General features: G+C 48.6%; 23 protein-coding genes and 1 riboswitch. Of the genes, 20 read left to right on the forward strand and 3 right to left on the reverse strand.

From position 1 onward, the window contains the following. The first annotated feature begins 71 nt into the window (after window positions 1-71). Genes trmH through hemB form a run of 11 tightly spaced genes read left to right on the forward strand, consistent with a single transcriptional unit; the run spans window position 72 to window position 10,830 of the window. Window positions 72-755: a tRNA (guanosine(18)-2'-O)-methyltransferase TrmH gene (gene trmH, locus BLT32_RS06890; protein WP_053953298.1), complete on the forward strand. Its 684-nt coding sequence runs from the start codon at window positions 72-74 to the stop codon at window positions 753-755. 10 nt (window positions 756-765) lie between these two features. After that, window positions 766-2,847, forward strand: a complete 2,082-nt coding sequence (gene recG, locus BLT32_RS06895) for an ATP-dependent DNA helicase RecG (RefSeq protein ID WP_053953297.1) — start codon at window positions 766-768, stop codon at window positions 2,845-2,847. 42 nt (window positions 2,848-2,889) lie between these two features. Next, a complete protein-coding gene (ubiE, locus tag BLT32_RS06900; protein ID WP_053953296.1) occupies window positions 2,890-3,645 on the forward strand; it encodes a bifunctional demethylmenaquinone methyltransferase/2-methoxy-6-polyprenyl-1,4-benzoquinol methylase UbiE in 756 nt (251 codons plus the stop codon). After that, window positions 3,645-4,250 carry a ubiquinone biosynthesis accessory factor UbiJ gene (locus tag BLT32_RS06905; protein WP_053953295.1) on the forward strand — a complete coding sequence of 202 codons (606 nt, stop codon included), beginning with the start codon at window positions 3,645-3,647 and terminating at the stop codon, window positions 4,248-4,250. The genes ubiE and BLT32_RS06905 overlap by 1 nt, the downstream gene beginning before the upstream one ends. After that, window positions 4,250-5,908, forward strand: a complete 1,659-nt coding sequence (gene ubiB / locus BLT32_RS06910; protein ID WP_053953294.1) for a ubiquinone biosynthesis regulatory protein kinase UbiB — start codon at window positions 4,250-4,252, stop codon at window positions 5,906-5,908. Before BLT32_RS06905 ends, ubiB begins: the two co-directional genes overlap by 1 nt. 20 nt (window positions 5,909-5,928) lie before the next feature. Further along, on the forward strand, window positions 5,929-6,153 hold the full coding sequence (tatA, locus tag BLT32_RS06915; protein WP_053953293.1) for a Sec-independent protein translocase subunit TatA: 225 nt from the start codon (window positions 5,929-5,931) through the stop codon (window positions 6,151-6,153). Next, entirely contained in the window at window positions 6,154-6,504 is a 351-nt protein-coding gene (tatB, locus tag BLT32_RS06920) for a Sec-independent protein translocase protein TatB (RefSeq protein WP_053953292.1), read from the forward strand. Further along, window positions 6,501-7,244, forward strand: coding sequence for a twin-arginine translocase subunit TatC (gene tatC / locus BLT32_RS06925; protein ID WP_053953291.1), 744 nt, complete (start codon window positions 6,501-6,503; stop codon window positions 7,242-7,244). The genes tatB and tatC overlap by 4 nt, the downstream gene beginning before the upstream one ends. 2 nt (window positions 7,245-7,246) lie before the next feature. Continuing rightward, complete coding sequence (locus tag BLT32_RS06930) at window positions 7,247-8,026, forward strand: TatD family hydrolase (protein WP_053953290.1); 780 nt, start codon at window positions 7,247-7,249, stop codon at window positions 8,024-8,026. 6 nt (window positions 8,027-8,032) lie between these two features. Beyond that, a complete protein-coding gene (locus tag BLT32_RS06935; RefSeq protein ID WP_235443965.1) occupies window positions 8,033-9,808 on the forward strand; it encodes a sensor domain-containing diguanylate cyclase in 1,776 nt (591 codons plus the stop codon). Window positions 9,809-9,825: 17 nt separating this feature from the next. Beyond that, on the forward strand, window positions 9,826-10,830 hold the full coding sequence (gene hemB / locus BLT32_RS06940) for a porphobilinogen synthase (RefSeq protein WP_053953288.1): 1,005 nt from the start codon (window positions 9,826-9,828) through the stop codon (window positions 10,828-10,830). Window positions 10,831-10,833: 3 nt separating this feature from the next. Here hemB and BLT32_RS06945 read toward each other — a convergent pair whose 3' ends face one another. After that, the gene (locus BLT32_RS06945) at window positions 10,834-11,760 is read right to left on the reverse strand and encodes a Ppx/GppA family phosphatase (RefSeq protein ID WP_053953287.1); all 927 of its coding nucleotides are present in this window, start codon (window positions 11,758-11,760) and stop codon (window positions 10,834-10,836) included. Between the two features lie 6 nt (window positions 11,761-11,766). Continuing rightward, complete coding sequence (gene rhlB, locus BLT32_RS06950; RefSeq protein ID WP_053953286.1) at window positions 11,767-13,038, reverse strand: ATP-dependent RNA helicase RhlB; 1,272 nt, start codon at window positions 13,036-13,038, stop codon at window positions 11,767-11,769. A 91-nt stretch (window positions 13,039-13,129) separates the two neighbouring features. On the opposite strand from rhlB, the gene trxA reads away from it, so the two are divergent. From trxA to BLT32_RS06990, 8 genes are all read left to right on the forward strand, one after another. Beyond that, on the forward strand, window positions 13,130-13,456 hold the full coding sequence (gene trxA, locus BLT32_RS06955) for a thioredoxin TrxA (protein ID WP_053953285.1): 327 nt from the start codon (window positions 13,130-13,132) through the stop codon (window positions 13,454-13,456). A 250-nt stretch (window positions 13,457-13,706) separates the two neighbouring features. Continuing rightward, complete coding sequence (rho, locus tag BLT32_RS06960; RefSeq protein ID WP_053953284.1) at window positions 13,707-14,975, forward strand: transcription termination factor Rho; 1,269 nt, start codon at window positions 13,707-13,709, stop codon at window positions 14,973-14,975. A 7-nt stretch (window positions 14,976-14,982) separates the two neighbouring features. Continuing rightward, window positions 14,983-16,455, forward strand: coding sequence for a 4-hydroxy-3-polyprenylbenzoate decarboxylase (gene ubiD, locus BLT32_RS06965; RefSeq protein ID WP_053953283.1), 1,473 nt, complete (start codon window positions 14,983-14,985; stop codon window positions 16,453-16,455). Beyond that, window positions 16,456-17,157, forward strand: coding sequence for an NAD(P)H-flavin reductase (fre, locus tag BLT32_RS06970; protein ID WP_053953282.1), 702 nt, complete (start codon window positions 16,456-16,458; stop codon window positions 17,155-17,157). A gap of 40 nt (window positions 17,158-17,197) precedes the next feature. Continuing rightward, window positions 17,198-17,296: riboswitch (TPP riboswitch) on the forward strand. A gap of 49 nt (window positions 17,297-17,345) precedes the next feature. Then, window positions 17,346-19,469 carry a TonB-dependent receptor gene (locus tag BLT32_RS06975; RefSeq protein WP_053953281.1) on the forward strand — a complete coding sequence of 708 codons (2,124 nt, stop codon included), beginning with the start codon at window positions 17,346-17,348 and terminating at the stop codon, window positions 19,467-19,469. 9 nt (window positions 19,470-19,478) lie between these two features. Beyond that, on the forward strand, window positions 19,479-20,096 hold the full coding sequence (gene pnuC / locus BLT32_RS06980) for a nicotinamide riboside transporter PnuC (protein WP_235443964.1): 618 nt from the start codon (window positions 19,479-19,481) through the stop codon (window positions 20,094-20,096). After that, window positions 20,093-20,836 (forward strand): phosphotransferase, encoded by a 744-nt coding sequence (locus BLT32_RS06985; protein WP_053953280.1) that lies wholly within the window; start codon window positions 20,093-20,095, stop codon window positions 20,834-20,836. The genes pnuC and BLT32_RS06985 overlap by 4 nt, the downstream gene beginning before the upstream one ends. A gap of 12 nt (window positions 20,837-20,848) precedes the next feature. Then, complete coding sequence (locus BLT32_RS06990; RefSeq protein WP_053953279.1) at window positions 20,849-22,174, forward strand: MFS transporter; 1,326 nt, start codon at window positions 20,849-20,851, stop codon at window positions 22,172-22,174. A gap of 22 nt (window positions 22,175-22,196) precedes the next feature. On the opposite strand, the gene BLT32_RS06995 is transcribed toward BLT32_RS06990, so the two are convergent. Next, complete coding sequence (locus tag BLT32_RS06995) at window positions 22,197-22,394, reverse strand: DUF3185 family protein (RefSeq protein ID WP_053953278.1); 198 nt, start codon at window positions 22,392-22,394, stop codon at window positions 22,197-22,199. A 179-nt stretch (window positions 22,395-22,573) separates the two neighbouring features. On the opposite strand from BLT32_RS06995, the gene BLT32_RS07000 reads away from it, so the two are divergent. Beyond that, a complete protein-coding gene (locus BLT32_RS07000) occupies window positions 22,574-25,045 on the forward strand; it encodes a TonB-dependent receptor plug domain-containing protein (RefSeq protein WP_053953277.1) in 2,472 nt (823 codons plus the stop codon). Window positions 25,046-25,111: the final 66 nt, after the last annotated feature.

Below are 25,111 nucleotides of genomic sequence, written 5' to 3' on the forward strand. Positions count from 1 at the left end.
TGTTTTCGGTTAGGACTGATTCATCGACTCAGGTATACTGCTAATAATTAGTTCTTTTTTGAAAAAATGCAATGAGTCCTGAACGCTATTTAAGAATTAACCAAATGCTCGATAAACGCCAGCCTGACTTAACGGTCATTATGGAGAACGTTCATAAAAACCATAATTTGTCGGCGGTAGTACGCTCTGCCGATGCGGTTGGTGTGCATGAAATGCATGCTGTATGGCTGACCAAAAAGGCGCGATTGTCAGGTGGTACAGCGCTTGGCAGTCAGAACTGGGTGAAAATTCATAATCATAAGTCGATGGATGATGCTATTAGCACAGTCCGTGAGCAGGATATGCAAGTTGTGGTTACGCATTTATCAGAGCACTCGGTCGACTTCAGGGACATTGATTACACCAAGCCGACAGCTATTTTGCTGGGGCAGGAGAAGTACGGGGTGACTGAGCAGGCGTTGGCGCAGGCCGACCACCATGTGATGATACCCATGATCGGTATGGTGCAGTCGCTGAATGTGTCAGTAGCGGGTGCGGTGATGTTTTATGAAGCACAACGCCAGCGTGAACTAGCCGGTATGTATCAGTCGCCTCAAATTAGTGCGCAAGAGCGTCACCGAGTGCTTTTTGAAGGCGGGCACCCTATTTATGCGAAGGCGTGTAAACGCAAAGGCATTGACTACCCCGAACTTGACGATGGTGGGCAAATTATTGCGAACGACAGTTGGTGGCAAGCTATGCGGGAAAAACGGTAAGGGGGGCATTGTGCCGGAAAACGGGCTGCACCGAATTCCATTAACGGTGCTAAAAGGAGTTGGAGACAAAGTAGCGGTTAAGCTGAAAAAGCTCGGGCTTGAGTCTGTCAGTGACGCGTTATTGCACCTGCCGCTTCGTTACGAAGATCGCACCCGTATTGAATCTGTCGCTCAGTTGCGACAAGGACTGTCGACGAATGTGCTGGTTACTGTGCGCCATGCCGACATTAAATATGGCCGGCGTCGTATGTTGATATGCCAGGCGTCTGATGACACCGGCAGTATTACGTTGCGGTTCTTTCAATTCAGTGCCGCTCAATTAAAGCAATTTGCAGCCGGCACAAAAATTCTGGCATTTGGTGAAGTGCGCCGGGGGATGACCGGCTGGGAGATGATTCACCCGGAATACAAGGTGATGCGGGGCGACGAGGCTACGCCCACCGAAGATACGCTGACACCGGTATACCCCATGACTGAAGGTGTTACTCAAGGCTTGCTAAGAAAGGTCATCGAACAAGCACTGAGTTACTTAACACCGGGCGCCTTACCCGAACTACTTCCCAATGCGTTACAACCGCATCACCTGTCCTTGGAACAAGCGATCTTAACGCTCCACAAGCCTCCGACAGATGTGTCTCTGCAAGCGCTTGAACAAGGTGAACACCCTGCTCAGCAGCGGCTGGCAATGGAAGAACTTATTGCTCATCAGTTAAGTATGCTGCAACTGCGCCACTCGAAACAGCAGCAAGCCGGATTTAAAGTCACCGGAACCGGGCGTTTAACTCAGCCCTTTTTAAGCCAGCTTCCGTTTTCTCCGACTAATGCACAGCAGCGTGTCGTGGGTGAAATTACTGGTGATATGGCACAGGGAGCCCCCATGATGCGGCTTGTGCAAGGCGATGTCGGCTCAGGTAAAACACTGGTTGCGGCGCTGAGCGCATTAGCCGCTATTGAAGCGGGCTACCAAGTGGCGTTGATGGCACCGACGGAGCTGCTTTCAGAGCAGCATGCGATTACGTTCGAGCAGTGGTTAAGCCCGCTGGGTGTCAATGTTGCATGGTTAAGTGGTAAGTCGAAAGGTAAACGCCGCAACGAGCTACTTGAGCAATTAAAAGCCGGCAATATTCACTTGTTGGTGGGCACGCATGCGCTGTTCCAAAACGACGTGGAATATAAAAACCTGGCGTTGGTGATTATTGACGAGCAGCATCGTTTTGGGGTGCATCAACGGTTACAATTACGTGAGAAAGGCGTGCAAGCGGGTGTGCATCCGCATCAATTAATTATGACGGCAACGCCAATACCTAGAACCCTGGCCATGACAGCCTATGCCGATTTGGCCACGTCCATCATTGATGAACTGCCGCCAGGGCGAACCCCGGTAACAACCGTGGCAGTGCCTGATACGCGCCGTCAGGACGTTGTTGAGCGCGTGCGAGACGTGTGTCAGAGCGAAGGTCGGCAGGCGTATTGGGTGTGTACACTCATTGAAGAGTCAGACGTGTTGGAGTGTCAGGCAGCGGAAGACACCGCCAACGAGCTTCAGGAGCAACTGCCGGAGCTAAATATCGGGTTAGTGCACGGTCGCCTCAAGCATGAACAAAAAGAGCAGGTCATGCAGGCGTTTAAAGCAGGCGACGTTGATCTTTTGGTGGCGACAACGGTTATTGAAGTGGGTGTTGATGTACCAAACGCCTCGCTTATGATTATTGAAAACCCAGAGCGTTTAGGGTTAGCGCAATTGCACCAATTGCGTGGGCGAGTTGGGCGAGGGTCGGTTGCCAGTCACTGTGTGTTGCTTTATCACAGTCCGTTGTCGCAAACGGCTCAGCAAAGGCTTGGTGTTTTGCGTGAAAGTAACGACGGCTTTGTGATTGCCCAGCGCGATTTAGAAATTCGTGGGCCGGGGGAGCTGCTCGGTCACCGGCAAACCGGTTTGGCAGCCTTAAAAGTGGCGGATTTAGAACGTGACGAACCGCTTATTCCGGAAGCCCAGCGTATTGCAGAAACTTTATTAAGAGAGTACCCGCAAAGCGCACAGGCACTTATTGAACGATGGTTACCAAGGCGTGATCACTATGCTCAAGTGTGAACATCAAGTACACTACAGGAAATTGAGTTCGGGACAGTTTGAATGAACGATAGAAAAGACGATTCGATAGATTTTGGCTACCAAAAAGTGGCCAGAAGTGAAAAGAAAAGCCTGGTCGCTAACGTGTTTCAGTCGGTTGCGGCTAAATACGATGTCATGAACGATTTAATGTCGTTTGGCATTCATCGGTTATGGAAACGCTACACGATAGATTGCAGTGGTGTTCGTAAAGGCATGAAAGTGCTCGATATTGCGGGTGGTACGGGCGACTTAACTGCGCAATTTTCACGTCGGGTCGGCCCGGAAGGCGAAGTGGTTTTAGCCGATATTAACGATGCTATGTTAAAAGTCGGCCGCGACAAGCTGCGCGACCGCGGTGTTGTTGGTAATGTGCGCTATGTGCAGGCCGACGCCGAAGAGCTACCGTTTGACGACAATTCTTTTGACATTATTACTATTGCCTTTGGTCTGCGTAATGTGACTGATAAAGACAAAGCGCTGCGCTCGATGCTGCGTGTATTAAAGCCTGGCGGACGATTGTTAATTCTTGAATTTTCTAAACCCGTATCAGCAACCTTAAACCAGGCGTATGACTTTTATTCGTTTAATATATTGCCCAAAATGGGGCAAGTCGTTGCTAATGACGCCGATAGCTACCAGTACCTGGCCGAATCGATTCGTATGCACCCCGATCAGGAAACATTGAAGTCAATGATGGAAACCGCCGGTTACGAAAAAGTCGATTATCAAAATATGACAGGCGGCGTTGTCGCTCTGCATAGAGGATATAAGTTCTAATGACGTTATTGCCGCTATTGCCAACGGTTCTGTTTGAGAAGTTAGCAAACACACTGCTAAAGAAAGACGCACAAAGCCCAGAAAGGTTGCGTCGGTTGGCGGGCAAGCGTATTCGTCTGAAACTCAAAGAACTGCCTTTTACGACCACTGTCAGTGTTGATGACGCAGGCATTTACATTAGCACAGCCGATTCCGATGACGTGGACTGCTGTATTAGCACCGAGCTTGGTGTTTTGCCGGAACTGCAGGATACCGCCAATTTAACGCGTTTGATTAAGGCTGATCAGCTCGATATTGATGGCGATCCTATGTTGGCACAACAACTGGTGGGCTTGTTTAAGTCGCTGGATGTCGACTGGGAAGGCGAGTTGGCAAATACCCTGGGAGATGCTCCAGCGCATTGGTTAATGACGTTGTGGCGCAAAAGCCGAAGCCACGTCGAAAAGCGACTGGAAGAAAGTAAGCGTTGGTTTAAAGGCGTTGTCACGGACGAGAAACAATTGCTTCCGACACGCGAAGAATTTAATGAATTCAAAGACAATATGCAGCAGTTGCGTGCAAAAGTAGAGCGCCTGCAAAGGCAGTTCGGGGAAAGGAAGAGCTAATGCGGACTCGGCGTTTTTACAAAATCACCAAAACCTTACTGACTTACGGGCTGGATGATTTAATTCCGGCTCGTTGGTTGCCCTGGACGATACGCCTGGGTCGTCATGCGCTATTTTGGATGCCCAATAAGCACAAAGACAAGCCGGCTGGCGTTCGCTTAAGGTTGGCGTTGGAGCAGCTGGGGCCTGTTTGGGTTAAATTTGGTCAAATGCTCTCGACACGCCGGGACTTATTGCCGCCGGATATTGCTATTGAGCTGGCGCGATTGCAAGACAAAGTCCCTCCGTTTGACGGTGTAGCTGCGCAGAAAATCATTGAGAAGTCGCTGAATTTAAAAAGCATTGATGATTGCTTTATTGGGTTTGATACGACACCGCTTGCGTCAGCGTCTATTGCTCAAGTGCATACCGCGCAGCTAAAACAGGCGGACGAGATTGTCGATGTGGTCATTAAAGTTATTAGGCCAGACATTCGGGAAACCATTCATGCCGACCTTGAGCTGATGGAAACACTGGCTTCTGTGGCGGCGAAACACCTGCCCGACGGGCGTCGTCTAAAGCCCAAAGAAGTGGTTAAAGAATACCGTAAGACATTGCTGGACGAGTTGGACTTATTGCGTGAAGCGGGCAATGCGATTCAGCTTAAGCGTAACTTTGAAAACTCTGACATGCTCTATATTCCGGTGGTTTACAGTGACTACAGCCGCCATAACGTAATGGTGATGGAGCGCATTGACGGCATACCGGTGAGCGATGTTGATACTCTGCGAGCCCGTGGTGTCGATATGAAAAAGCTGGCCGAGCGCGGTGTTGAAGTGTTCTTTACACAAGTATTCCGCGACAGCTTCTTTCACGCCGACATGCATCCTGGCAATATTTTTGTCGCCAAAGACGACCCGTTGCACCCACGCTATATTGGCATCGATTTTGGTATTGTCGGTACCCTGAACAGGGACGACAAACGCTATTTGGCGGAAAACTTTTTGGCCTTTTTTAATCGCGACTATCGTAAAGTCGCTGAGCTGCATGTTGACTCCGGTTGGGTACCCCGCCACACCAATATCGAAGAGTTCGAATCGGCGATTCGCACGGTTTGTGAGCCTATCTTCGAAAAGCCACTGGCGGAAATTTCGTTCGGGCATGTGCTTATTAATTTGTTCAATACCGCCCGCCGGTTTGAAATGGAAGTGCAGCCGCAGTTAGTTCTCCTGCAAAAGACGTTGCTTTACATTGAAGGCTTGGGGCGTCAGCTCTACCCGGAACTCGACTTGTGGAAAACAGCAAAGCCATTCCTTGAGCGCTGGATGAATGAGCAACTCGGCTGGCGTGCCGTGGTGCGCTCGGTAAAAGAAAATGCGCCTTACTGGGCGGAGAAAATGCCGGAAATACCGAACATGATTTACGAGAGCCTGCGTCAGTATCAGACTCAACCCAAACAGAACGACCGTCGATGGGAAGCGCAGTTCCGGGCGCAACGACAGGCCTCAACGTCAACCTTCTGGACCTTATTAAGTGCCAGTGGACTCATTTGTACCACGTTATTATGGACTGACTCAGAATTGTCGGCGCCAACCATAGGCTCTGGTATAATTACAGTATTGTTAGCTGTTATAGCCTGGCGAAGCCGGCCGAAAGCATCGAACGGCGAATTTAACTAAAAACGATTATAGGAAAGCACATGGGTATATCACCTTGGCAGTTACTGATTCTGCTCGTTATTGTTGTTTTACTGTTTGGCACCAAGCGTTTGCGCAATATGGGCTCAGACTTGGGTAATGCCGTAAAAGGCTTCAAAAAGTCAATGAACGACGAAGCCGATGACAAGGACAGCAAAGATAAGAAAAAAGGGTCGCTGCAGGACAAAGAGCAACATGACGACTCGGACACATCCGGAAAGTCGTAAATGTTCGATATTGGCTTTTGGGAGTTATTGCTGATAGCAATTGTCGGGCTGCTGGTGCTAGGTCCCGAGCGGCTTCCCTCTGCCATTCGTGGTTTCCAGCGTATGCTCAGTGGCGTGCGCCAATACACGCAAAAAGTCCAAAGTGAACTTGACCACGAGCTTCGTATTAAAGAGTTGCATGAGCACTTAAAGCAGGCCGAAAGTCAGGATCTCGAAAACCTTAGCCCCGAGTTGCAACGCTCGCTCGTTGAGCTGAGAAATGCCGCCGCCGACGTTCAGCGTCCTTATTCTAAAAAATCGGACGACTCTAATTCATCGAACACGTCAGATAAAAGCAAGGATACTGAATGAGTGACTCACCGTTACTGAATCACTTGCTGGAATTGCGCAACCGGCTGTTGCGGTCGGTGTTAGCTGTACTGGTTGTCTTTGCGGCACTGGCGTATTTTGCGAACGACCTTTATAACTTGTTGGCTCAGCCCTTGTTAGTGGCGCTGCCCAGCGACTCGCAAATGATAGCAACTGACGTTGCAGCGCCGTTTTTCACGCCGTTTAAACTCACCTTTGTTGTCGCACTGGCACTCGCCATTCCCTATTTGCTGTGGCAGCTCTGGGCCTTTATTGCACCGGGGCTCTATCGCAAAGAAAAACGTTTAGTAGTGCCGTTGCTCATTAGCAGCACCTTGCTGTTTTACGCTGGTGTAGCCTTTGCGTATTTTGTTGTTTTACCCATTGCTATGGCGTTCTTTACCGGTGCGGCTCCCGAAGGCGTTACGGTTGCAACGGATATAAGCCGTTATCTCGATTTTGTGTTGGCCATATTTATGGCTTTTGGCATTGCTTTTGAAACACCTGTCGCCATTATGTTGTTGATATGGAGTGGTGTCAGTACTCGCGAATCTTTGGCGCGCAAACGGCCTTACATTATTGTCGGGGCGTTTACTGTCGGCATGTTGTTAACGCCTCCGGACGTTATTTCGCAAACCTTACTGGCTATTCCAATGTGGTTACTGTTTGAGCTGGGCTTGCAAATAAGCCGTTGGTATACACCGTCTCAGTCGAACGATAAAGAAACCGCTGATGAGGCTTAACGATGTGGTTTGATGCAGGAGTGAATTTAACCAACAAACGGTTATTGAAGGCGTTGCCTGAAGTGATGGAGGCTGCGGAAAAAGCCGGTGTGACTAGGCAACTGATTATAGCGACCTCGCTCGAAGAAACGCGAGAAGCGATAAAACTTTGTGAGCAATACCCACAACAGTTAGTGATGACTGCTGGCATTCATCCCCATGACGCCGAGCAAGCCCCCGAGAGTTTCGCTGATGAGTTAAGAGCGCTTGCTGAGCACAAAGCTGTTGTTGCTATTGGCGAGTGTGGGCTCGACTTTAACCGAAATTATTCGCCTCAAGACACTCAGGAAGAAGTGTTCGTCGCGCAAATAAAGTTAGCGAATGAGCTTAACTTACCGTTGTACCTCCACGAGCGTGACGCTATTGATAAACAAATTGAATTGTTGAACCGCTACTGCGATGATGATGCGACCTGTTTAACGCATTGTTTTACAGGTGGTCCTGCTGAATTAGAGCGGTATATGGCAAGAGGCCATTGGTTTGGTGTAACAGGCTGGATTTGCGATGAACGTCGTAACAGCGAGTTAATGGCAGCTTTACCGAGCATGCCGCTCGACAGGTTAGTGCTGGAAACGGATGCGCCATTTTTACTGCCCAGAGGTATTAAACCTCGTCCGAAAATGAATGAGCCGAAGTATGTACCGGTTATTGGTGCAGCGGTAGCCGAAGCATTGGGAATGTCCGCAGAAGCTCTGGCGAGCCAAACAACGAATAACGCCGAGCGGTTATTTAACTTAGGGTAACGTGCATTGCGCTTAACACGACGACTGACAAAACACTTTTTGCTGATGATGCTGTTAGCCATCGGTATGGCTGTCGCGTTTTCGTCGCATGCCCAATTGCTGACCAAAGCAGAGACATCTTTAGATATCGAGTACACAAACAGTGAGCAAAAGCTGTCATTGGACGAGGTTAAGCTGCTCGACGACGATCTGTGGTCAGAGCTGGAAACGAATAGAGCGTCTTTTGGTTATACCACGGATGAATACTGGTTCCGGTTTCAGTTAGAGGACTCAAATATCGACAGAGTGCTGCACATTGCTTACCCGCTGCTCGATGAGCTAAATATTTATATACAAACCGACGCAGGTATAAAAACTTACAAGCTCGGCGATACTAAACCGTTTCATGAACGCCCAATTCCCACGTCTGAATTTGCTGTTCCCCTTCCCAAAGGAACCAGCGGTACTGTGTATCTGAGTGCGTCGAGCCAAAGCTCAATGCGCTTGCCAATTGCTGTGCGCTCCAACATTGGCTTCTTTGAAACTCAAATGAATCGGCGTATTGCCGAGGGTATCTACTTTGGCGTTCTGCTGTGTATGGCGGTTTATAACCTGTTCGGGTTTGTCGCGTCACGTGAACCGGAGTTTGGTCTGTACTCGTTATATACCGTGTTTTTCGCGGGTCTGATGTTATCTCTGGAAGGGCTGGGTTTTCATTACCTCTGGCCGGAGTCTATTTATCTCCAGGATAAGGGCATACCCATATTCGGTAGCCTGACATTTTTAACCGCCGCCTTATTTGCGTATCAGTTATTAGAGTTGAAACGATACCGAAATACACTGGGACGTGGGTTGATGGTTATGGCATTTTTGTCCGCCGCCAGTTTAGTGGTGGGGATATTCGCCAGTTACCGTATTAGTATTCATGTAATGCTGATATTAGCGGCTCCGGGCTGCTTTTTCTTGCTGTTAGTGGGCGCTTACTTATGGCGTAAAGGTTTTCTTTATGCGCGCATATTCACATTGGCTTGGTGCAGCCTATTGCTATCGGTTATCGCTAACTCGCTCGGTTATTTAGGCGTTATCGACAGTATGTTCATTCAGCGCCATGCCATCATGCTTGGCTCGGGTATTGAGATTTTACTTCTGTCCTGGGTACTGGCAGTGCGCTATAACGAACAGCGCAAGGAGCGCCTGGCGGCACAGCAAAAATACAATCAAGAACTTGAAGAAAACGTTGAAGAACGTACCTTTGAGCTACAAATTGCACTGCGAGAGTTGCAGGACGTCAATAGTGAGCTTGAGCAGAAAAACATGGAAGATCCACTCACAGGTCTTTATAACCATCGTTACTTCCAGCAGCACTTAGAACGGGAGCTACGCCGTACAATGCGCAGAGAGCTTCCGCTGGCATTGCTGATGATAGATGTTGATCACTTTAAACCCATTAACGATACCCATGGGCACTTGGTTGGCGATCAGATTTTAAAACAGTTAGCAGATTTAATGAATCAGCACGCCAAAAGAGCCGCTGATGTAGTTTGTCGCTACGGCGGTGAAGAGTTTGCCATTATTCTGCCGGAAACGGACCTTGATGATGCGAGAACTTTCGCTGAACAGTTGTTAAGTATGGTTCGGGAGCACGCTTTTGAAACCGATGTTGGTGAGCAACGTATCACCATCAGTGCCGGTGTTATATCAACCAGCAACCGTATTTTTGATAATGTTGAAGAGCTTTTCAAAGCCGCAGACGAAGCCTTGTATAACGCTAAAAATCAGGGTCGTGACCAGGTTGCTGGGTAGTAAAGCAGGAGTAAGAAATGACTAATGAAGGGGCATTCCCAAAACGCCGTTTAAGACGTTTAAGACGTTCAGATTTCAGCCGCAGATTGGTTGCGGAAAACCAACTGTCTGTGAACGATTTAATTTACCCTGTGTTTGTGCTGGAAGGACAGAATCAACGCGAAACGGTTGACTCTATGCCCGGCGTTGAGCGTCTGAGTATCGACTTACTTGTCGCTGAATGTCAGCGCTTGGTCGAGCTTGGTATTCCAATGGTGGCGCTGTTTCCGGTGACACCAGCTTCGGCAAAGTCTGAGATGGCAGAAGCAGCCTACGATGATAGTGGTCTGGCGCAGCGAGCCGTAAAAGCGATAAAAGCAGAGTACCCTGAGCTGGGTGTGATGACTGACGTTGCTCTGGATCCGTTCACGACTCATGGACAGGACGGCATTATTGACGACAGCGGTTATGTCCAAAACGACATTACTACTGAAGTCCTGGTTAAACAGGCGCTCTCTCATGCTAAGGCCGGTGCTGATGTTGTAGCGCCGTCAGACATGATGGACGGCCGTATTGGCGCTATTCGTGATGCATTGGAAAGTGAGGGGTTCCATAATACTCAGATAATGGCGTACTCTGCTAAATACGCCAGTGCATTTTACGGACCTTTCAGAGACGCAGTTGGCTCTGCGGGTAATTTGAAGGGCGGTGATAAAAAGACTTACCAGATGGATCCGGCAAATTCTGATGAAGCCCTGCATGAAATTGCGTTGGATATTCAGGAAGGGGCTGACATGGTGATGGTGAAACCGGGAATGCCCTACTTAGATATCGTGCGTCGGGTAAAAGACAAGTTTGGCGTACCGACCTTCGCGTATCAAGTGAGCGGTGAATATGCCATGTTGCAGGCTGCCATTGCTAACGGCTGGCTGGGCGACGATGTTATTGAAGAGAGCTTATTGGCATTTAAGCGTGCGGGTGCCAATGGCATTTTGACGTACTTTGCTAAATCCATTGCTGAAAAGTGGGCGAAGTCTGTGTAACCGTTAAGCCGTTACTTCATTGGCGAGCTGTGCGAGTAACCCCTCGCGCAGGGCGCCATAAGTCACCTCAAACTCTTCTATATTCAATGCTTCAGTAATACCTGCAAGAATGGCTAAGCCGCCGGCCAGCACCGCTTTTCTGTCTTCTCTTAAGCCCGGAAAATCAAGTGCCTCCACGGTTCCTTTTTTGGCGCAGCGTTTCATCAATTCGGTCAGCCACTCACGCGTTAATTGTGTTTGACCTTCGGCGTGGGCTATTTCACTGACGGCTCTGAAGGTACCGGATGCACCCAGTACGCGCTTCCAGCTGTGCTGATGGTAGTCGTTGAGAAAAGGCTCAATGAGGGAGGCTGCATCACTTTTTGCTTGTTCAAAAGAGCTGTTATTGAGTATGCCACCGCTAAAATAGCGATTCTGAAAAACCACACAGCCCATATCCAGGCTTTGCAAGTATTTCGGGCTTAAACCGTGCCCTGCAATGACTTCGGTACTGGCACCTCCGATATCGATGACCAGCACATCGTCGGTGCACTGAGACACACTACACACACCTGAATAAATTAATTCAGCTTCCTGCTCGCCGGTAATGACCTGAATAGGATGTCCTAAAGCGTTTTCAAATTGCTCGAGCAGCTGGGCCTGATTACTGGCTTTACGCAGTGCGGCGGTGGCGACAACAGTCACTGCATCAGGCTGGAATTGTTCGAGCTCTGAGGCAAAACCTAACAGGCATTGGCATGCCCGTTTTGCTGCGTCGTCATCAATGGTATTTGCTGCGTTAAGCCCGTCGGCCAGCCTGACTTTCTGTTTGTGGCGTGTAAGCACTCGGGGCTTTGGGAAAAAACCGGTCATTGAAACTTCTGCCATCAACAAATGAAAGCTGTTTGAGCCCATGTCGATGGCAGCCAGTTTTTTCTTTTTCAGCGCCATTGGCGTTTATGACCTTGGAGGACCAGAGCGTCGACCACGTGGTTTGCCTTTATTGCCACCAGAGTTATGGCGGCGGCGTCGTTGTGGTGGGCGAGGACGTCTTAAGTCACTTAGCATAGCATCTGCGTCGTATTTGGTGACCGGAATGCTGTGACCAATATATTCCTCAATAGCCGGAAGGTTATAAACATACTCTTCACAGGCCAGGCTGATTGCAGCACCACTGGCGCCTGCGCGGCCAGTACGACCAATACGATGTACGTAGTCTTCGCAGTCGTCCGGCAAATCGAAGTTGTAGACGTGAGTCACTTCCGGAATATGCAGTCCACGTGCAGCGACATCGGTCGCGACCAGAAAGTCGATACGGCCTTCGGCAAAGTCATCAAGAATTTTCAGCCGCTTTTTCTGCGGTACGTCGCCGGTTAAAAGTCCGGCTCTGTGATCATTTGCGACCAACCAGCCGTGAACTTTTTCACAACCGTGCTTGGTATTAGCGAACACAATGGCTTTTTCCGGCCAGTCTTCTTCAATAAGCGTTAGCAATAGCGGGAACTTATCCGGCTTAGACGGATAAAATAATTCTTCGGTGACACGTACTGCGGTTTTCTGTGCCGGTTCGACTTCCAGCTTAGTTGGCGCGTTCATGTGCTCGTATGCCAACTCTTGAACTCGATAAGACAGGGTTGCCGAGAACAATAGATTAAGACGTTTCGCAGGCTCGGGCATTTTGCGCAGCAAATAGCGAATATCATCAATGAAACCTAAGTCAAACATACGGTCGGCTTCATCCAGTACCACTACCTCAATGTCGTTCAATGAGAACAAGCCTTGCTTGTAAAAGTCGATAAGGCGACCTGTGGTGCCGACCAGAATGTCCGGGCTATTACCTAACTGCTCTTTTTGAGAGTCATAGCCTTCGCCGCCGTATATGACCCCCATTTTCAAGCCACAGCTTTCCAGCAAGGGCTCTGCGTCGTGGGCAATCTGAATGGCAAGCTCACGGGTTGGGGCCATAATAAGGGCACGAGGGCCTGAATCGGTTTTTTCGGACGACGCGTTCTGCATTAAGCGGTTGAAAGTCGCCAGAAGAAATGACAAGGTTTTCCCTGTTCCGGTTTGAGCCTGACCAGCAACGTCGCGCTCAGATAACGCAACAGGCAGACTTAACGCCTGGATTGGAGTACAATATTCGAATCCGGCATTGGATAGCGCTTGCTGTAATTTGGGATGAAGCGCCAAATCAGCGAAACGAGTTTCTGAAAGATGTGTTTTATTCATAAGTTATAAGCATATCAGTTTGCGCTTGTATTCAAAAACAGAAATAATACTATTCTATATTTCCACGCGAAAGAATTTAGCGGAGAGTACCATGAGTGACGCAATTGTTCAGCTAAGCGATGACAGTTTTGACGAAGATGTCATCAAATCCGATAAACCTGTACTGGTCGACTTTTGGGCCGAGTGGTGTGGGCCTTGTAAAATGGTCGCGCCAATTCTGGACGACATTGCCGAAGAGTACGCCGGTAAGTTGGTTATTGGGAAGCTGAATGTGGACCATAACGAACAAACCCCGCCGAAATTTAATATCCGCGGTATTCCTACGCTGCTGTTATTCAAAGACGGCGATGTGGTGGCAACCAAAGTTGGCGCGCTATCTCGAGCGCAACTGGTTGAATTTCTTGACCAACACATTTAATCGGTATCAAAAAGCGGCGCATTATGCGCCGTTTTTGTTAGCAAAACTGGACGAACTCTAATTTTGGTGATACCTTTCTGTTTATTAACTATTCAAGCAGGCTTGCCAACTCCACCGGCGCGCCTTGTTAAGTAAGAGAAACTTCTGTTTCTGACTTCGCAACTCGCGAAATCCGAACGTTCCAATTGTTTTAATATTCTAGAGTCAATAAAAAGGCTTTGTGTTCAATCGATAACTCGAAAACCCTCCTATGAATCTAACTGAACTTAAAGATAAACCCGTAAACGAGCTTGTTGAGCTCGCGGACTCAATGGGCCTTGAGAATATGGCCCGTCTGCGCAAGCAGGACATCATTTTTGCTATTTTAAAGGCGCACGCAAAAAGCGGTGAAGACATATACGGCGGCGGTGTGTTGGAAATTTTGCAGGACGGCTTCGGCTTCTTGCGATCAGCCGACTCGTCATATTTGGCCGGCCCCGATGATATTTATGTATCGCCTAGCCAAATTCGTCGCTTTAACTTACGCACCGGCGACACTATTGGCGGCAAAATTCGACCGCCGAAAGACAGCGAACGTTATTTTGCTCTTCTGAAAATTCGCGAAGTTAACTTCGACAAGCCTGAAAATTCCCGTAATAAAATTCTTTTTGAAAACCTGACACCACTGCATGCAGACGAACGTTTTCGTTTAGAGCGCGGCAATGGCAGTACTGAAGATATTACGGCGCGTGTTCTCGACTTGTCGGCACCTATTGGTAAAGGCCAGCGTGGTCTTATTGTTGCACCGCCGAAAGCGGGTAAAACGTTATTACTGCAGAACGTTGCGACTTCTATTGCGGCGAATCATCCTGAAGCAGAGCTTATTGTACTGCTTATCGATGAGCGTCCGGAAGAAGTAACGGAAATGCACCGTTTGGTGCAGGGTGAAGTGGTTGCTTCAACTTTCGATGAGCCTGCCAGCCGCCACGTACAGGTTGCTGAAATGGTTATCGAAAAAGCGAAGCGTTTGGTTGAGCACAAAAAAGATGTCGTCATCTTATTGGACTCGATTACTCGCTTGGCGCGTGCTTATAACACCGTTATTCCAAGCTCAGGTAAAGTCCTGACGGGTGGTGTGGACGCTAACGCGCTACACAAGCCAAAACGCTTCTTTGGTGCAGCACGTAACGTTGAAGAAGGCGGCAGCTTAACCATTATTGCAACTGCGCTTATCGATACCGGCTCGAAGATGGATGAAGTTATCTACGAAGAGTTTAAAGGTACCGGTAACATGGAACTGCATTTGAACCGTAAGTTGGCAGAGAAACGTGTTTTCCCTGCGATCGACTTTAATCGTTCAGGTACACGTCGTGAAGAATTGCTGACGTCTCAGGACGAGCTGCAGAAAATGTGGATCCTGCGGAAGATTATGAACCCAATGGGCGAAGTTGAAGCCATGGAGTTCCTGATTGATCGTTTGCAGATGACTAAGACCAACGACGAATTCTTCGAATCGATGAAGCGTCAACGCAACAGCTAAGCGGCGTATGAAATATCAAGATCTGCGAGACTTCATCGCGCTCCTCGAAGAGCGCGGTGAACTTAAACGCATCCAGCAAGAAATAGCCCCCTACCTTGAAATTACCGAAATATCTGACCGTACACTGAAAGCAGAGGGCCCGGCCTTATTGTTTGAGAACGTGAAAGGTCATGATATGCCGGTGTTGGCGAACCTCTTTGGTACGCCAGAACGTGTGGCTTTGGGTATGGGGCAAGAGTCAGTGACAGCTTTGCGTGATGTCGGCAAATTACTGGCGTTTTTAAAAGAACCAGAGCCGCCGAAGGGCTTCCGCGATGCATTGAATTTGCTGCCAACGTACAAAAAAGTGCTTAGTATGTCGCCGAAAAAGCTTAAAAAGGCGCCATGTCAGCAGGTAGTAATGAGTGGCGATGACGTTGACTTGACCAAACTGCCAATTCAGCACTGTTGGCCGGGCGATGTAGCGCCGTTAGTCACCTGGGGGCTTACAGTGACCCGGGGGCCACATAAAGAGCGCCAGAACTTAGGTATTTATCGCCAGCAACTTTTGGGGCCGAATAAGCTTATTATGCGCTGGTTGTCGCATCGCGGTGGCGCGTTGGATTTTCAGGAGTGGTGCCAGCAGCATCCGGGTGAGAAATTCCCTGTTTCGGTAGCCTTAGGTGCTGACCCTGCAACTATTTTAGGGGCGGTAACACCTGTACCGGATAGCTTATCCGAGTACGCCTTTGCTGGCCTGCTGCGCGACAGCAAAACCGAAGTGACACAGTGCCTAAGCAATGACTTACAAGTTCCGGCACATGCAGAAATTATTCTGGAAGGTTACATTGAGCCGGGTGAAATGGCGCCGGAAGGGCCTTATGGCGACCATACTGGCTATTACAACGAAGTGGATGAGTTTCCGGTGTTTACCGTGACTCATGTTACCCATCGTAAAGACCCGATTTACCACAGCACTTATACCGGCCGGCCGCCAGATGAGCCCGCAGTATTGGGTGTGGCTTTGAACGAGGTTTTCATTCCGTTATTGCAAAAGCAGTTTCCGGAAATTGTGGATTTTTATTTGCCACCGGAAGGCTGTTCGTACCGTTTAGCCGTAGTCACTATGAAGAAGCAGTACTCAGGTCATGCCAAACGCGTGATGATGGGAGTCTGGTCGTTCTTGCGTCAGTTTATGTATACCAAGTTCGTGATTGTGTGTGACGACGATGTGAATGCGCGAGACTGGAAAGACGTGATTTGGGCTATGACGACCCGAATGGATCCGGCTCGCGACACCACTTTGGTTGAAAACACACCAATTGACTACTTAGATTTTGCGTCACCAGTGTCGGGTCTTGGTTCGAAAATGGGTATGGACGCAACCAACAAATGGCCCGGTGAAACTGACCGCGAATGGGGCGAGCCTATTGTCATGAGTGAAGAGGTTAAGCAGCGTGTCGACCAGCTGTGGGACGAACTGAACATTATGGAGTCGTGAATGAGTCAACAAATGACCTGTAAAGTCGAGATTTCGCGTCAGTTAGCGGACGCTGTTTGGGAAGTGCGTTTGCAATTGCCGCAGCCAGTCGCGTTTAAAGCAGGCCAGTATTTAATGGTTGTCATGGGTGAAAGAGATAAGCGACCTTTTAGCATCGCGTCGTGCCCGTCAAGTGATAGTGAGTGGTTACTTCATATTGGTGCGACACCTGACAATAGCTACGCTATGGAGGTGTTGGATAAGATCCGCGCTGAGGGCGAAGTCAAGATAGAAGCCCCCGATGGTATTGCTTTCTACCGCCAGGACAGTGACAAACCGGCCGTTTTAATAGCAGGCGGCACTGGCTTTTCATACGCTTACTCTATTTTACAGCAACATTTACGAGCAACGCCGGAGCGCCCATTAACGTTATATTGGGGCGCAAAAACTCAAGCCGATTTGTATTTGCACGATGAACTCGAGCGTTTAGCCAGTGAACATGAGCACTTTGACTATCACCCAGTGCTCGAAGACGCTGCCGGAGACTGGCCGTATTCCATTGGGTTGGTTCATCAGGCGGTAATGACGCGCCAACAGAATTTGCAAAACTGCGAAGTTTACATGGCCGGTCGTTTCGAAATGGTGCGTGTTATTAGGGACGATTTTGTTGCCCAAGGCGTGCCGTTAGAAAACCTTTACGGTGACGCATTGTCGTTCATTTAAAGAGCATTTGTTAAAACAGCAAGCTGCGTTATACTGACGCCGCTTTACCAAGGGGTGCCGGCAACGGCTGAGATGCAAAAGCGAACCCTTAAAACCTGATCCGGTTAATACTGGCGTAGGGATGGTAGAAAACCCGTCTAATACAGCCTTACCGGATCGTTTCTGACTTTGTTTTGAGGAAATGATCCATGCAAAAAATAACGTCTTACTTAGCAGCCAGTATTGGCTTAGCATTACTGCAAACTCCGGTTCTGGCCTATGGTCAGGAAAATAGCAACGACTTTGAAATAATTGAAGTTAGTGGTGACTTTCATAAGCGCACGCTTAATGAAACGACCAGCAGTGTGTCCATTATTGACCAAAATGCAATGCAGCAGCGAAATGCGCAGCATTTAGAAGACACGCTCAACAGTTTTGCCAATGTTAATTTCTCCGGCGGTACATCGACTGCACGCTTTATTCAGATTCGCGGCATGGGCGAGCGTTCTCAGTTTGTTGATCCGATTAGCCCGTCAGTCGGCCTTATTATAGATGGCATTGATTACAGTGGCTTAGGCACGGCTGCGTCCCTTTTCGATATAAACCAGGTTGAGGTATTTCGAGGACCCCAAAGCGGTCGTTTTGGCGTGAACGCAATGGCTGGCTTGGTGTTGCTTGATAGTGTACATCCCTCGGATGACTTTAGCGGTCAGTTTGAGTTGTCAGCCGGTAATTACGACGAACGCATGGGTGGTTTAGCATTAGGCGGGCAACTGGGTGTATTAGGTAATGCCCGCTTCTCTGTCAGTCAGTTTAAGCAAGACGGCTACATTGAGAATGCCTATTTAGAAAGGGACGACACCAACGATAGAGACGAACTTGGCGTTCGCTTTTTATTGAACACCCAATTTACCAATAACTGGACGTTAGACACCGTTTTGCACTACAACGATGTTGATAACGGCTATGACGTGTTCAGTCTTGATAACAACCGAACCACGCTGTCAGACGAGCCGGGCTACGACCGCCTTGAAAGTGATGCGGTAAAAACCACATTGAATTATTTAGGTTGGGATAACAGCCGACTTGAGTTGTCAGCGAGTATTTTAAACGCAGATACTGCTTACGCCTTTGATGAAGACTGGACGTATGTCGGTATTGCGCCTGGTTGGGAATATTCGTCGTTTGATGCTTACTTGCGTGACAGAAAAGACAAAACAGCCGAGGTTCGCTGGTTGTCGGATGCCCCGCAAACACTGCTGGGAGTAGACAGTGAGTGGGTAGCGGGTGTTTATTATTACGATAAAGACGTCGAACTAACGCGTGATTACTTTAATTGGGACTTAGGTCAGCCGGATATTTTCCAAAGTGATTATCGCAGTCAACATGCCGCGGTATACGGCGAATTGACGCAGCACTGGAGTGAGAAGTTCACCACTATTAGCGGTTTGCGTATTGAGCAGTACGATAACGACTACTCCGACAGTCGCAGTATAGACGCACAACCGGAAGATACCATGGTGGGTGGTAGTTTTAGTGCACGCTACCGGGCAGCACCAAACAGCTATTGGTATGCGACCGTGTCACGAGGCTATAAGTCCGGTGGCGTTAATGGCGAAGCGCTGGGTAAAGCGGACGACCAGGGTCTCGACGAGCTAAAAGACTACCTGCTGGAACGCGCTACTTTTGAGCCTGAAATTCTATGGAGTGCCGAATTTGGCGTTAAAGGCAGTAGTCCAAGCGGTGACTTAACGTCACGAGTGAGCACTTTTTACCATTGGCGCGACGATGTTCAGCTTAAAAGCTGGGTGAATCGAGGGGCAAAATTTGTCGGTTACATTGAGAATGCTGCCGAAGGGAAGGGTTACGGTCTTGAAGCGGAAATTCGCAATAAACTGACTGACTGGCTCACATTATTTGCTTCTGCGAGTTGGCTGGAAACCGAAATAGAAGGCTTTGTGACTGAGGACGGCATGGATATGACAGGGCGTGAGCAAGCTCATGCGCCTCAGTATCAGTTCAACGTTGGCCTCGAAGGTTGGTACGGTGAGAATATTCAGTGGGTACTTCAGGCTGACGGGAAGGACGAGTTCTATTTTTCGAACTCCCATAATCAGAAGTCGGACTCTATGGCACTGTTGCACTTTGCGGTGAACTATTATGTCGATGATTGGCGTGTGAGCTTATGGGGACGTAACCTGACTGACGAAGACTACGAAGTGCGTGGTTTCTATTTCGCTAATGATCCACGAACTCAGTATGCCAATGACGAGACTTACGTGCAGTACGGTGAGCCGCGCCGTTTCGGTGTCACTGTTAGCAAATCGTTCTAAGGAAAAGCCGTGATAGAAACCCTGTTAGAACAATTAATGATGAGCTCTTTGTGGGAATTAGCCGCACTGTTATTTGCGCTGGGGTACCTCGTGCTAGCTGCCCATCAGAAGCAGTGGTGCTGGCTGTCAGCAACCATAAGCTGTGGAATTTATGCTGTATTGTTCTGGCAGGGTAAGCTGTATATGGAGTCGGTATTGCAGGCTATTTATGTCGTCATGGCCGGTTACGGCTGGTGGCAGTGGCGCTTCCAAAAGTCTGCTGCCGAAGAAAGCCCCGGTGGTGCTAAATACTCGTTGAAGTGGCATCTTTTACAGTGGGCTTGGCTGATACCTTTGGCTGCTATAATTGCCTATACACTTTCTGTGTTTACTGACGCCGACGCCGTGTGGCTCGATACTTATACTACCGTGTTTAGCTTGCTGGCGACTTGGCTGGTGACTAAAAAAGCGTATGAAACCTGGTGGTACTGGTTGGTTATTGACAGCGTTTATGTGTATTTATACGCCAGTAAGGGGTTTGTCGCTACAGCGTTATTGTTTGTGGTCTACCTGGGGCTGGTGTTGTATGCCATGTGGCGCTGGCATCAGGATAACCCACAACCAGAGCCGCTAAAGAGTGCCGGATGATATCTGTACCTAAAGCAGTCACTAGGTTAACCAGTGGGCAGTCAAACCAAACGCTGCGGCTTAAGTCCGATGACTCTGATCTCGTATTAAAGCGGTGGCAAAATGATGGCTTATTTCAGGTTGATAGACGCCTGGAGGTTGCTGTACAGAAAACGCTTGCCGAAAGCGGAGCTGCCCCTGACGTTTTGGACTGGAATGAAGCAGAAGGCTGGCTATTGCAGCCATACTTAGAAGCGCCTTCATTAAATCAGGTAACGTTATCGCCCGCTATTAAAGCAACGGTATTGGCTGAGGTTCTCGCGAAAATTCACTCTTTTAAACCAAGCATTCCTCACTGGCGATTGAACGACAAAGTAGAGCATTACCTGCAGCAGCTTTCCAACTATGAACCTTCCCTGGCTCAGTCTTTTCGAGAAGAGAAAAGCCAGCACCAGCAGGCGATTGATCAATGGTTGGAGTACCCGGTGCTTTGTCACAATGACCTGTCGATGAATCATATTCTTATGACCGCTCCCATTAAAGTCATTGACTGGGAGTATGCGGGAATAGGGCACCCACTGTTTGATATTGCCAATACAATCGTTATGAACAAGCTCGACGACGCTATGGCCGAACGACTGCTAACCGACTACGCACGACTGACGCGCTACGATGTCGAATTTGCTGATATAACCGAATGGCTCGATTTGGTGGATTGGCTGAATAACTTGTGGCAGCATTTACTTTCCTATTCCAAGTAAACGGAAAGCAGCATGACTGACAAACAGCTAACCGAGAAGGTTTACGGCTACCTCGCAGAAGATGAAGACGCGCGAGTGTGTAAGGATATACCTGAGTCGGCGTGTAACCATCAGCCGAAATCTTTTGTGTTAATGCTGCTGTCTCTGACGTTAACCAAACTGGGTGACAGCCTGGTCAGCGCACGTTTAGTCTTGCCCTGGATGTTAAGTTCGTTAGGCGCTCCTGCCATATTCATTAGTGCGTTAGTTCCCTTGCGTGAGTCATTGGCACTATTACCTCAACTATTTGTTGCCCAGCAATTGCGCCAACAACCGGTTAGGAAGTGGTTTTGGGTTGCAGGTAGTGTCGGGCAGGCCGCATCGCTGTTGCTCATGCTGTTTGCGGTTGCCACGTTAAATAATAGTGCTCTGGGCTGGAGTGTCGTGTTACTGCTCGCGTTATTTAGCTTGTCTCGCGGTATCTGTTCGGTTGCCAATAAGGATGTTACGGGTAAAACGGTGTCTAAAACACGTCGGGGGAGGTTATCCGGTGTAGCAGCCTCTTCCGCTGGCTTGCTGACCTTGTTAACTGCTTTAGTGATTGTTTTTTCGCCGGAAGTAGATGGTCAGCGTTGGTTGTTTTTAGCCTTGCTGGGAGCGGGTGTTGTTTTATGGCTTTTAGCGGCGGTTTTGTACGCAGGTATTCCAGAGGTCGCTGGCGCTACTGAAGGTGGCGGTAACGCCGTCTCTGAAGCCGTTAAGTCGATGTCATTGCTCTGGAAGAATGGTCAGTTTGGACATTTTGTGTTGACCCGAGCCTTACTTGTCGCCGCAGCTTTCGCCATTCCCTACATTGTGGTGCTTATTCAGCGTCAGGGTGATACGGAGCTAACCAGTTTAGGTAGCCTTATGCTGGCTAGTGGACTTGCGGGTTTGCTGGCCGGGCGCTTTTGGGGACGTTGGTCTGACTCAGCCAGCCATCATGTTATGGCGGCAGCATCGATCATGTCGACGCTAGTCATGGCGGCGGCACTGGCTATATTCTATTGGGCACCAAATTGGCTCGGTCTTGAGTGGATTGCTGCTTTGTTGCTGTTTGCGTCCGCAGTGGCTCACCACGGTGCGCGCGTTGGTCGTAAAACGTATTTGGTTGATATGGCAAACCAGGAGAATAGAGCGCAGTTAACGGCTGTCTCTAATACTGTCATGGGTGTTGTACTGCTGGCAGGTTTGTTACTCGGTTGGGTTGATGCGGCTTTTGGTGCTCACGCCGTACTATGGGTGCTGGTCGTTGTCGGTGTGTTGGCGACGTTAAGCGCATTGAAACTACCTGACGTGTCCGGAGACACGTCAGCATAGCGTGTTTACAACGTTGTAGGTTTTACTTGCCGCGAATGGTCGCGTACAGACCAATGATAACGGCAGCAACCCCACCAATTAGATACCAAATGGTGTTGTCTGTTGGCTCATTGGTCGCCATTTCCGATACTTCCGACGCGATGGATTGTGACGCTTCATAAGAGAAGTAAAGCAAGATAGCGCCAACGATAATTAATACAATACCAACTATGCGTGTCATAACGGTTTCCTTTTGTTGTGTTAACAGTTTCTCAATATATCGCACTATAAATTAAGCGCAAGTCCCTACCTTTTTATTGATTTATATCATCTGACATATTTCTAGGCCTCTGTTGTAAGTGTAATTGTTAATAAGCGCGCACCGTTTAAAACTAAAATAACAAAATTGAGGGAAGAACTATGACTAGAGCGCCTTTCAAGCTAGGTTTTTTAACAGCGTCTCTGGCTGCTGCGTTTATGGCGCCGGGAATTGCCATTGCTCAAGATGCCGTTAATGCCGAAACCGGGGAGTCAATTGAGCGAATTGTTACTCTTGGGTCACGTGTAAACGGGCGAACGGCTACAGAGTCTGCGTCGCCTATTGATATTATCTCAGCCGACCAGCTGGTTGATACCGGCGCAACTGAGCTGGGTAAAGCTCTGCAAATGAGTGCTCCGTCATTTAACTTCTCGTCAACGACTATTTCAGATGGTTCGGACATTATCCGTCCGGCAACTTTACGAGGCTTAAACCCTGACCAGGTATTGGTTTTGGTGAATGGTAAGCGTCGTCACCAGCAAGCGCTGGTGAACGTGCAGGAAACTATTGGTAAAGGCTCCGCAGGATACGACATTAACGCCATTCCAATTACAGCGGTTGAGCGTGTGGAGATTCTTCGTGATGGGGCTGCGGCTCAGTACGGCTCTGACGCTATAGCGGGTGTTATTAACATTACTCTGAAAAGCTCTGAGGGCGGCAGTATTTCTGCTGAAGTAGGTCAAACGTATGAAAAAGACGGCGAAGTAAATACTGTTGGTATTAACTTTGGTAAAGAGTTTGATAAGGGCTTCTTCAACGGTACGTTAGAATACCGTGACCGTGGCATGACCAATCGCGCTTCGCCGGCTGAAGCATCACTTATTGGTGACTGGCTGTCGCCAAGTGGTGAGCCTGTCGTTCGTTTACACGTTGGCGACGCGGACTCTGAAAATATGTACGCCTGGTTTAACGCTGGTTACAGTTTGGGAGGTACCACTGAGCTTTATGCCTTTGGTGGTATTTCGAATCGCGACGGTGGCTCTTCAGGCTTTTTCCGTGGACGCGATCATCAAAGAACGATTGAATCTATTTACCCTGATGGTTTCTTGCCAAAACTGGAAACGGAAGCCGATGATCAGTCCTTAGCGGTCGGTGTTCGTGGTGACCTCCCCAACGCCTGGTTGTGGGACGCGAGTGTGGTTTACGGCAAAAATGAATTTGGTTTTAATTCGTCAAACTCTGCAAATACCAGTTGGTATTACGAGCCTCACCCGGATGGCGGTATTTATGGTGAGACGCCAACGGAAGCCTTTGACGGTGAGTTAGTGTTTGAACAAACCACATTTAACTTTGATGTAAATGGTACCGTAGATGTAGCTAATGAGTTGCTCTATTTGGCGTTAGGCGTTGAGTTGAGACGAGACGGTTATCAAATTAATCAGGGTGATCCGGTTTCGTGGGCATATGGTCGTGAAGATGATCGAGACATACAAATCTTAACGCCTTATGTAAATGATGAAGGAGAACCTATTTCGGCAGAGCCAGGTATTCAAGGCTTCCCAGGGTTTGGTCCAAGGCAAGTTGTTGATGCTGATAGAGACAGTTACGGAGCCTACGTTGATGCGGAGTATTATGTTACCCCTGACTTTTTGTTAGCTGGCGCCCTTCGCTATGAAGACTATGATATTGCCGGTGATAATATTTCTGGAAAACTGTCAGCTCGTTATGACATTGATAATGACTTTTCGCTCCGGGGTACTGTTTCAACTGGCTTCAGAGCGCCTGGTGTTCAGCAAATGTATTATAGCCAGGTCTTGACTAACGTTGTTGGCGGTACTTTGGTGGAAACGGCAACCATTGCTAATAATGATGAAATTGCGCAACAGTTTGGCATTAAGGAGTTAGAAGAAGAAACTTCGGAAAGTGTTAGTGTTGGTTTAATTAAGCGGTTCAACAATGGTTTTGATATCACTATCGATGCTTATCAAATTAATATTGATGACCGCATTGTACTTTCAGAGCCTTTACAAGCAGATGTGGGAGCGCAATTTGCCGACATACTGGAAGATAACCAGCTCGGCGCAGTCCAATTCTTCACAAACTCAGTTGACACTAAAACTACGGGTTTGGATGTTATTGCCTCTTACCCAACTGAGTTAATGGAAGGTGAGTTAAGCCTAACCGCGGCTATGAGCTTAATGAACACCGAAGTTGAACGAGTGAATTCGGTTTCATCACTCATTGATGGCGACGATATTTTCAATGACACTCAGATACTTCGTTTGGAAGAAGGTCAGCCCAGTGAAAAAGCAACTATTAGCGCGGACTGGACTCGCAACGCCTGGAATGTGAACGTTGCGTTCAACTATTTCGGTGCTGTTGAAGGTCAGGCATTTACCGGCGTTAAAAAAGAATGGGGTGGTAAATGGTTGACGGACGCATCCGTTGGTTATGACTTCACTGACAATCTGAATGTCCGTATTGGCGCAAACAACCTGTTTGATACTTACCCGGACGAGTGGGGCAGCGAAGGCTCTCCATTCTCGGATGCGGGCTTCAAATACGGTTGGGAAACTTTCCCGTTTGGTATTAATGGCGGTTATTACTATGCGCGCTTGAACTATACGTTCTAAAGGATACTTTTCAAGTACTGCATAGTATAAATACAAATAAAAACGCCCCGCTTTATCGGGGCGTTT

It is taken from the genome of Idiomarina zobellii, assembly GCF_900100855.1.
Lineage (GTDB): Bacteria > Pseudomonadota > Gammaproteobacteria > Enterobacterales > Alteromonadaceae > Idiomarina > Idiomarina zobellii.

Excerpts from the sequence above, each read along its gene's own strand:
- trmH (WP_053953298.1), top strand. The coding sequence starts at position 72 with ATGAGTCCTGAACGCTATTTAAGAATTAACCAAATGCTCGATAAACGC.
- ubiE (WP_053953296.1), top strand. The coding sequence starts at position 2,890 with ATGAACGATAGAAAAGACGATTCGATAGATTTTGGCTACCAAAAAGTG.
- BLT32_RS06905 (WP_053953295.1), top strand. The coding sequence starts at position 3,645 with ATGACGTTATTGCCGCTATTGCCAACGGTTCTGTTTGAGAAGTTAGCA.
- ubiB (WP_053953294.1), top strand. The coding sequence starts at position 4,250 with ATGCGGACTCGGCGTTTTTACAAAATCACCAAAACCTTACTGACTTAC.
- tatA (WP_053953293.1), top strand. The coding sequence starts at position 5,929 with ATGGGTATATCACCTTGGCAGTTACTGATTCTGCTCGTTATTGTTGTT.
- tatB (WP_053953292.1), top strand. The coding sequence starts at position 6,154 with ATGTTCGATATTGGCTTTTGGGAGTTATTGCTGATAGCAATTGTCGGG.
- tatC (WP_053953291.1), top strand. The coding sequence starts at position 6,501 with ATGAGTGACTCACCGTTACTGAATCACTTGCTGGAATTGCGCAACCGG.
- BLT32_RS06930 (WP_053953290.1), top strand. The coding sequence starts at position 7,247 with ATGTGGTTTGATGCAGGAGTGAATTTAACCAACAAACGGTTATTGAAG.
- hemB (WP_053953288.1), top strand. The coding sequence starts at position 9,826 with ATGACTAATGAAGGGGCATTCCCAAAACGCCGTTTAAGACGTTTAAGA.
- BLT32_RS06945 (WP_053953287.1), bottom strand. The coding sequence starts at position 11,760 with ATGGCGCTGAAAAAGAAAAAACTGGCTGCCATCGACATGGGCTCAAAC.
- rhlB (WP_053953286.1), bottom strand. The coding sequence starts at position 13,038 with ATGAATAAAACACATCTTTCAGAAACTCGTTTCGCTGATTTGGCGCTT.
- trxA (WP_053953285.1), top strand. The coding sequence starts at position 13,130 with ATGAGTGACGCAATTGTTCAGCTAAGCGATGACAGTTTTGACGAAGAT.
- rho (WP_053953284.1), top strand. The coding sequence starts at position 13,707 with ATGAATCTAACTGAACTTAAAGATAAACCCGTAAACGAGCTTGTTGAG.
- ubiD (WP_053953283.1), top strand. The coding sequence starts at position 14,983 with ATGAAATATCAAGATCTGCGAGACTTCATCGCGCTCCTCGAAGAGCGC.
- fre (WP_053953282.1), top strand. The coding sequence starts at position 16,456 with ATGAGTCAACAAATGACCTGTAAAGTCGAGATTTCGCGTCAGTTAGCG.
- BLT32_RS06975 (WP_053953281.1), top strand. The coding sequence starts at position 17,346 with ATGCAAAAAATAACGTCTTACTTAGCAGCCAGTATTGGCTTAGCATTA.
- BLT32_RS06985 (WP_053953280.1), top strand. The coding sequence starts at position 20,093 with ATGATATCTGTACCTAAAGCAGTCACTAGGTTAACCAGTGGGCAGTCA.
- BLT32_RS06990 (WP_053953279.1), top strand. The coding sequence starts at position 20,849 with ATGACTGACAAACAGCTAACCGAGAAGGTTTACGGCTACCTCGCAGAA.
- BLT32_RS06995 (WP_053953278.1), bottom strand. The coding sequence starts at position 22,394 with ATGACACGCATAGTTGGTATTGTATTAATTATCGTTGGCGCTATCTTG.
- BLT32_RS07000 (WP_053953277.1), top strand. The coding sequence starts at position 22,574 with ATGACTAGAGCGCCTTTCAAGCTAGGTTTTTTAACAGCGTCTCTGGCT.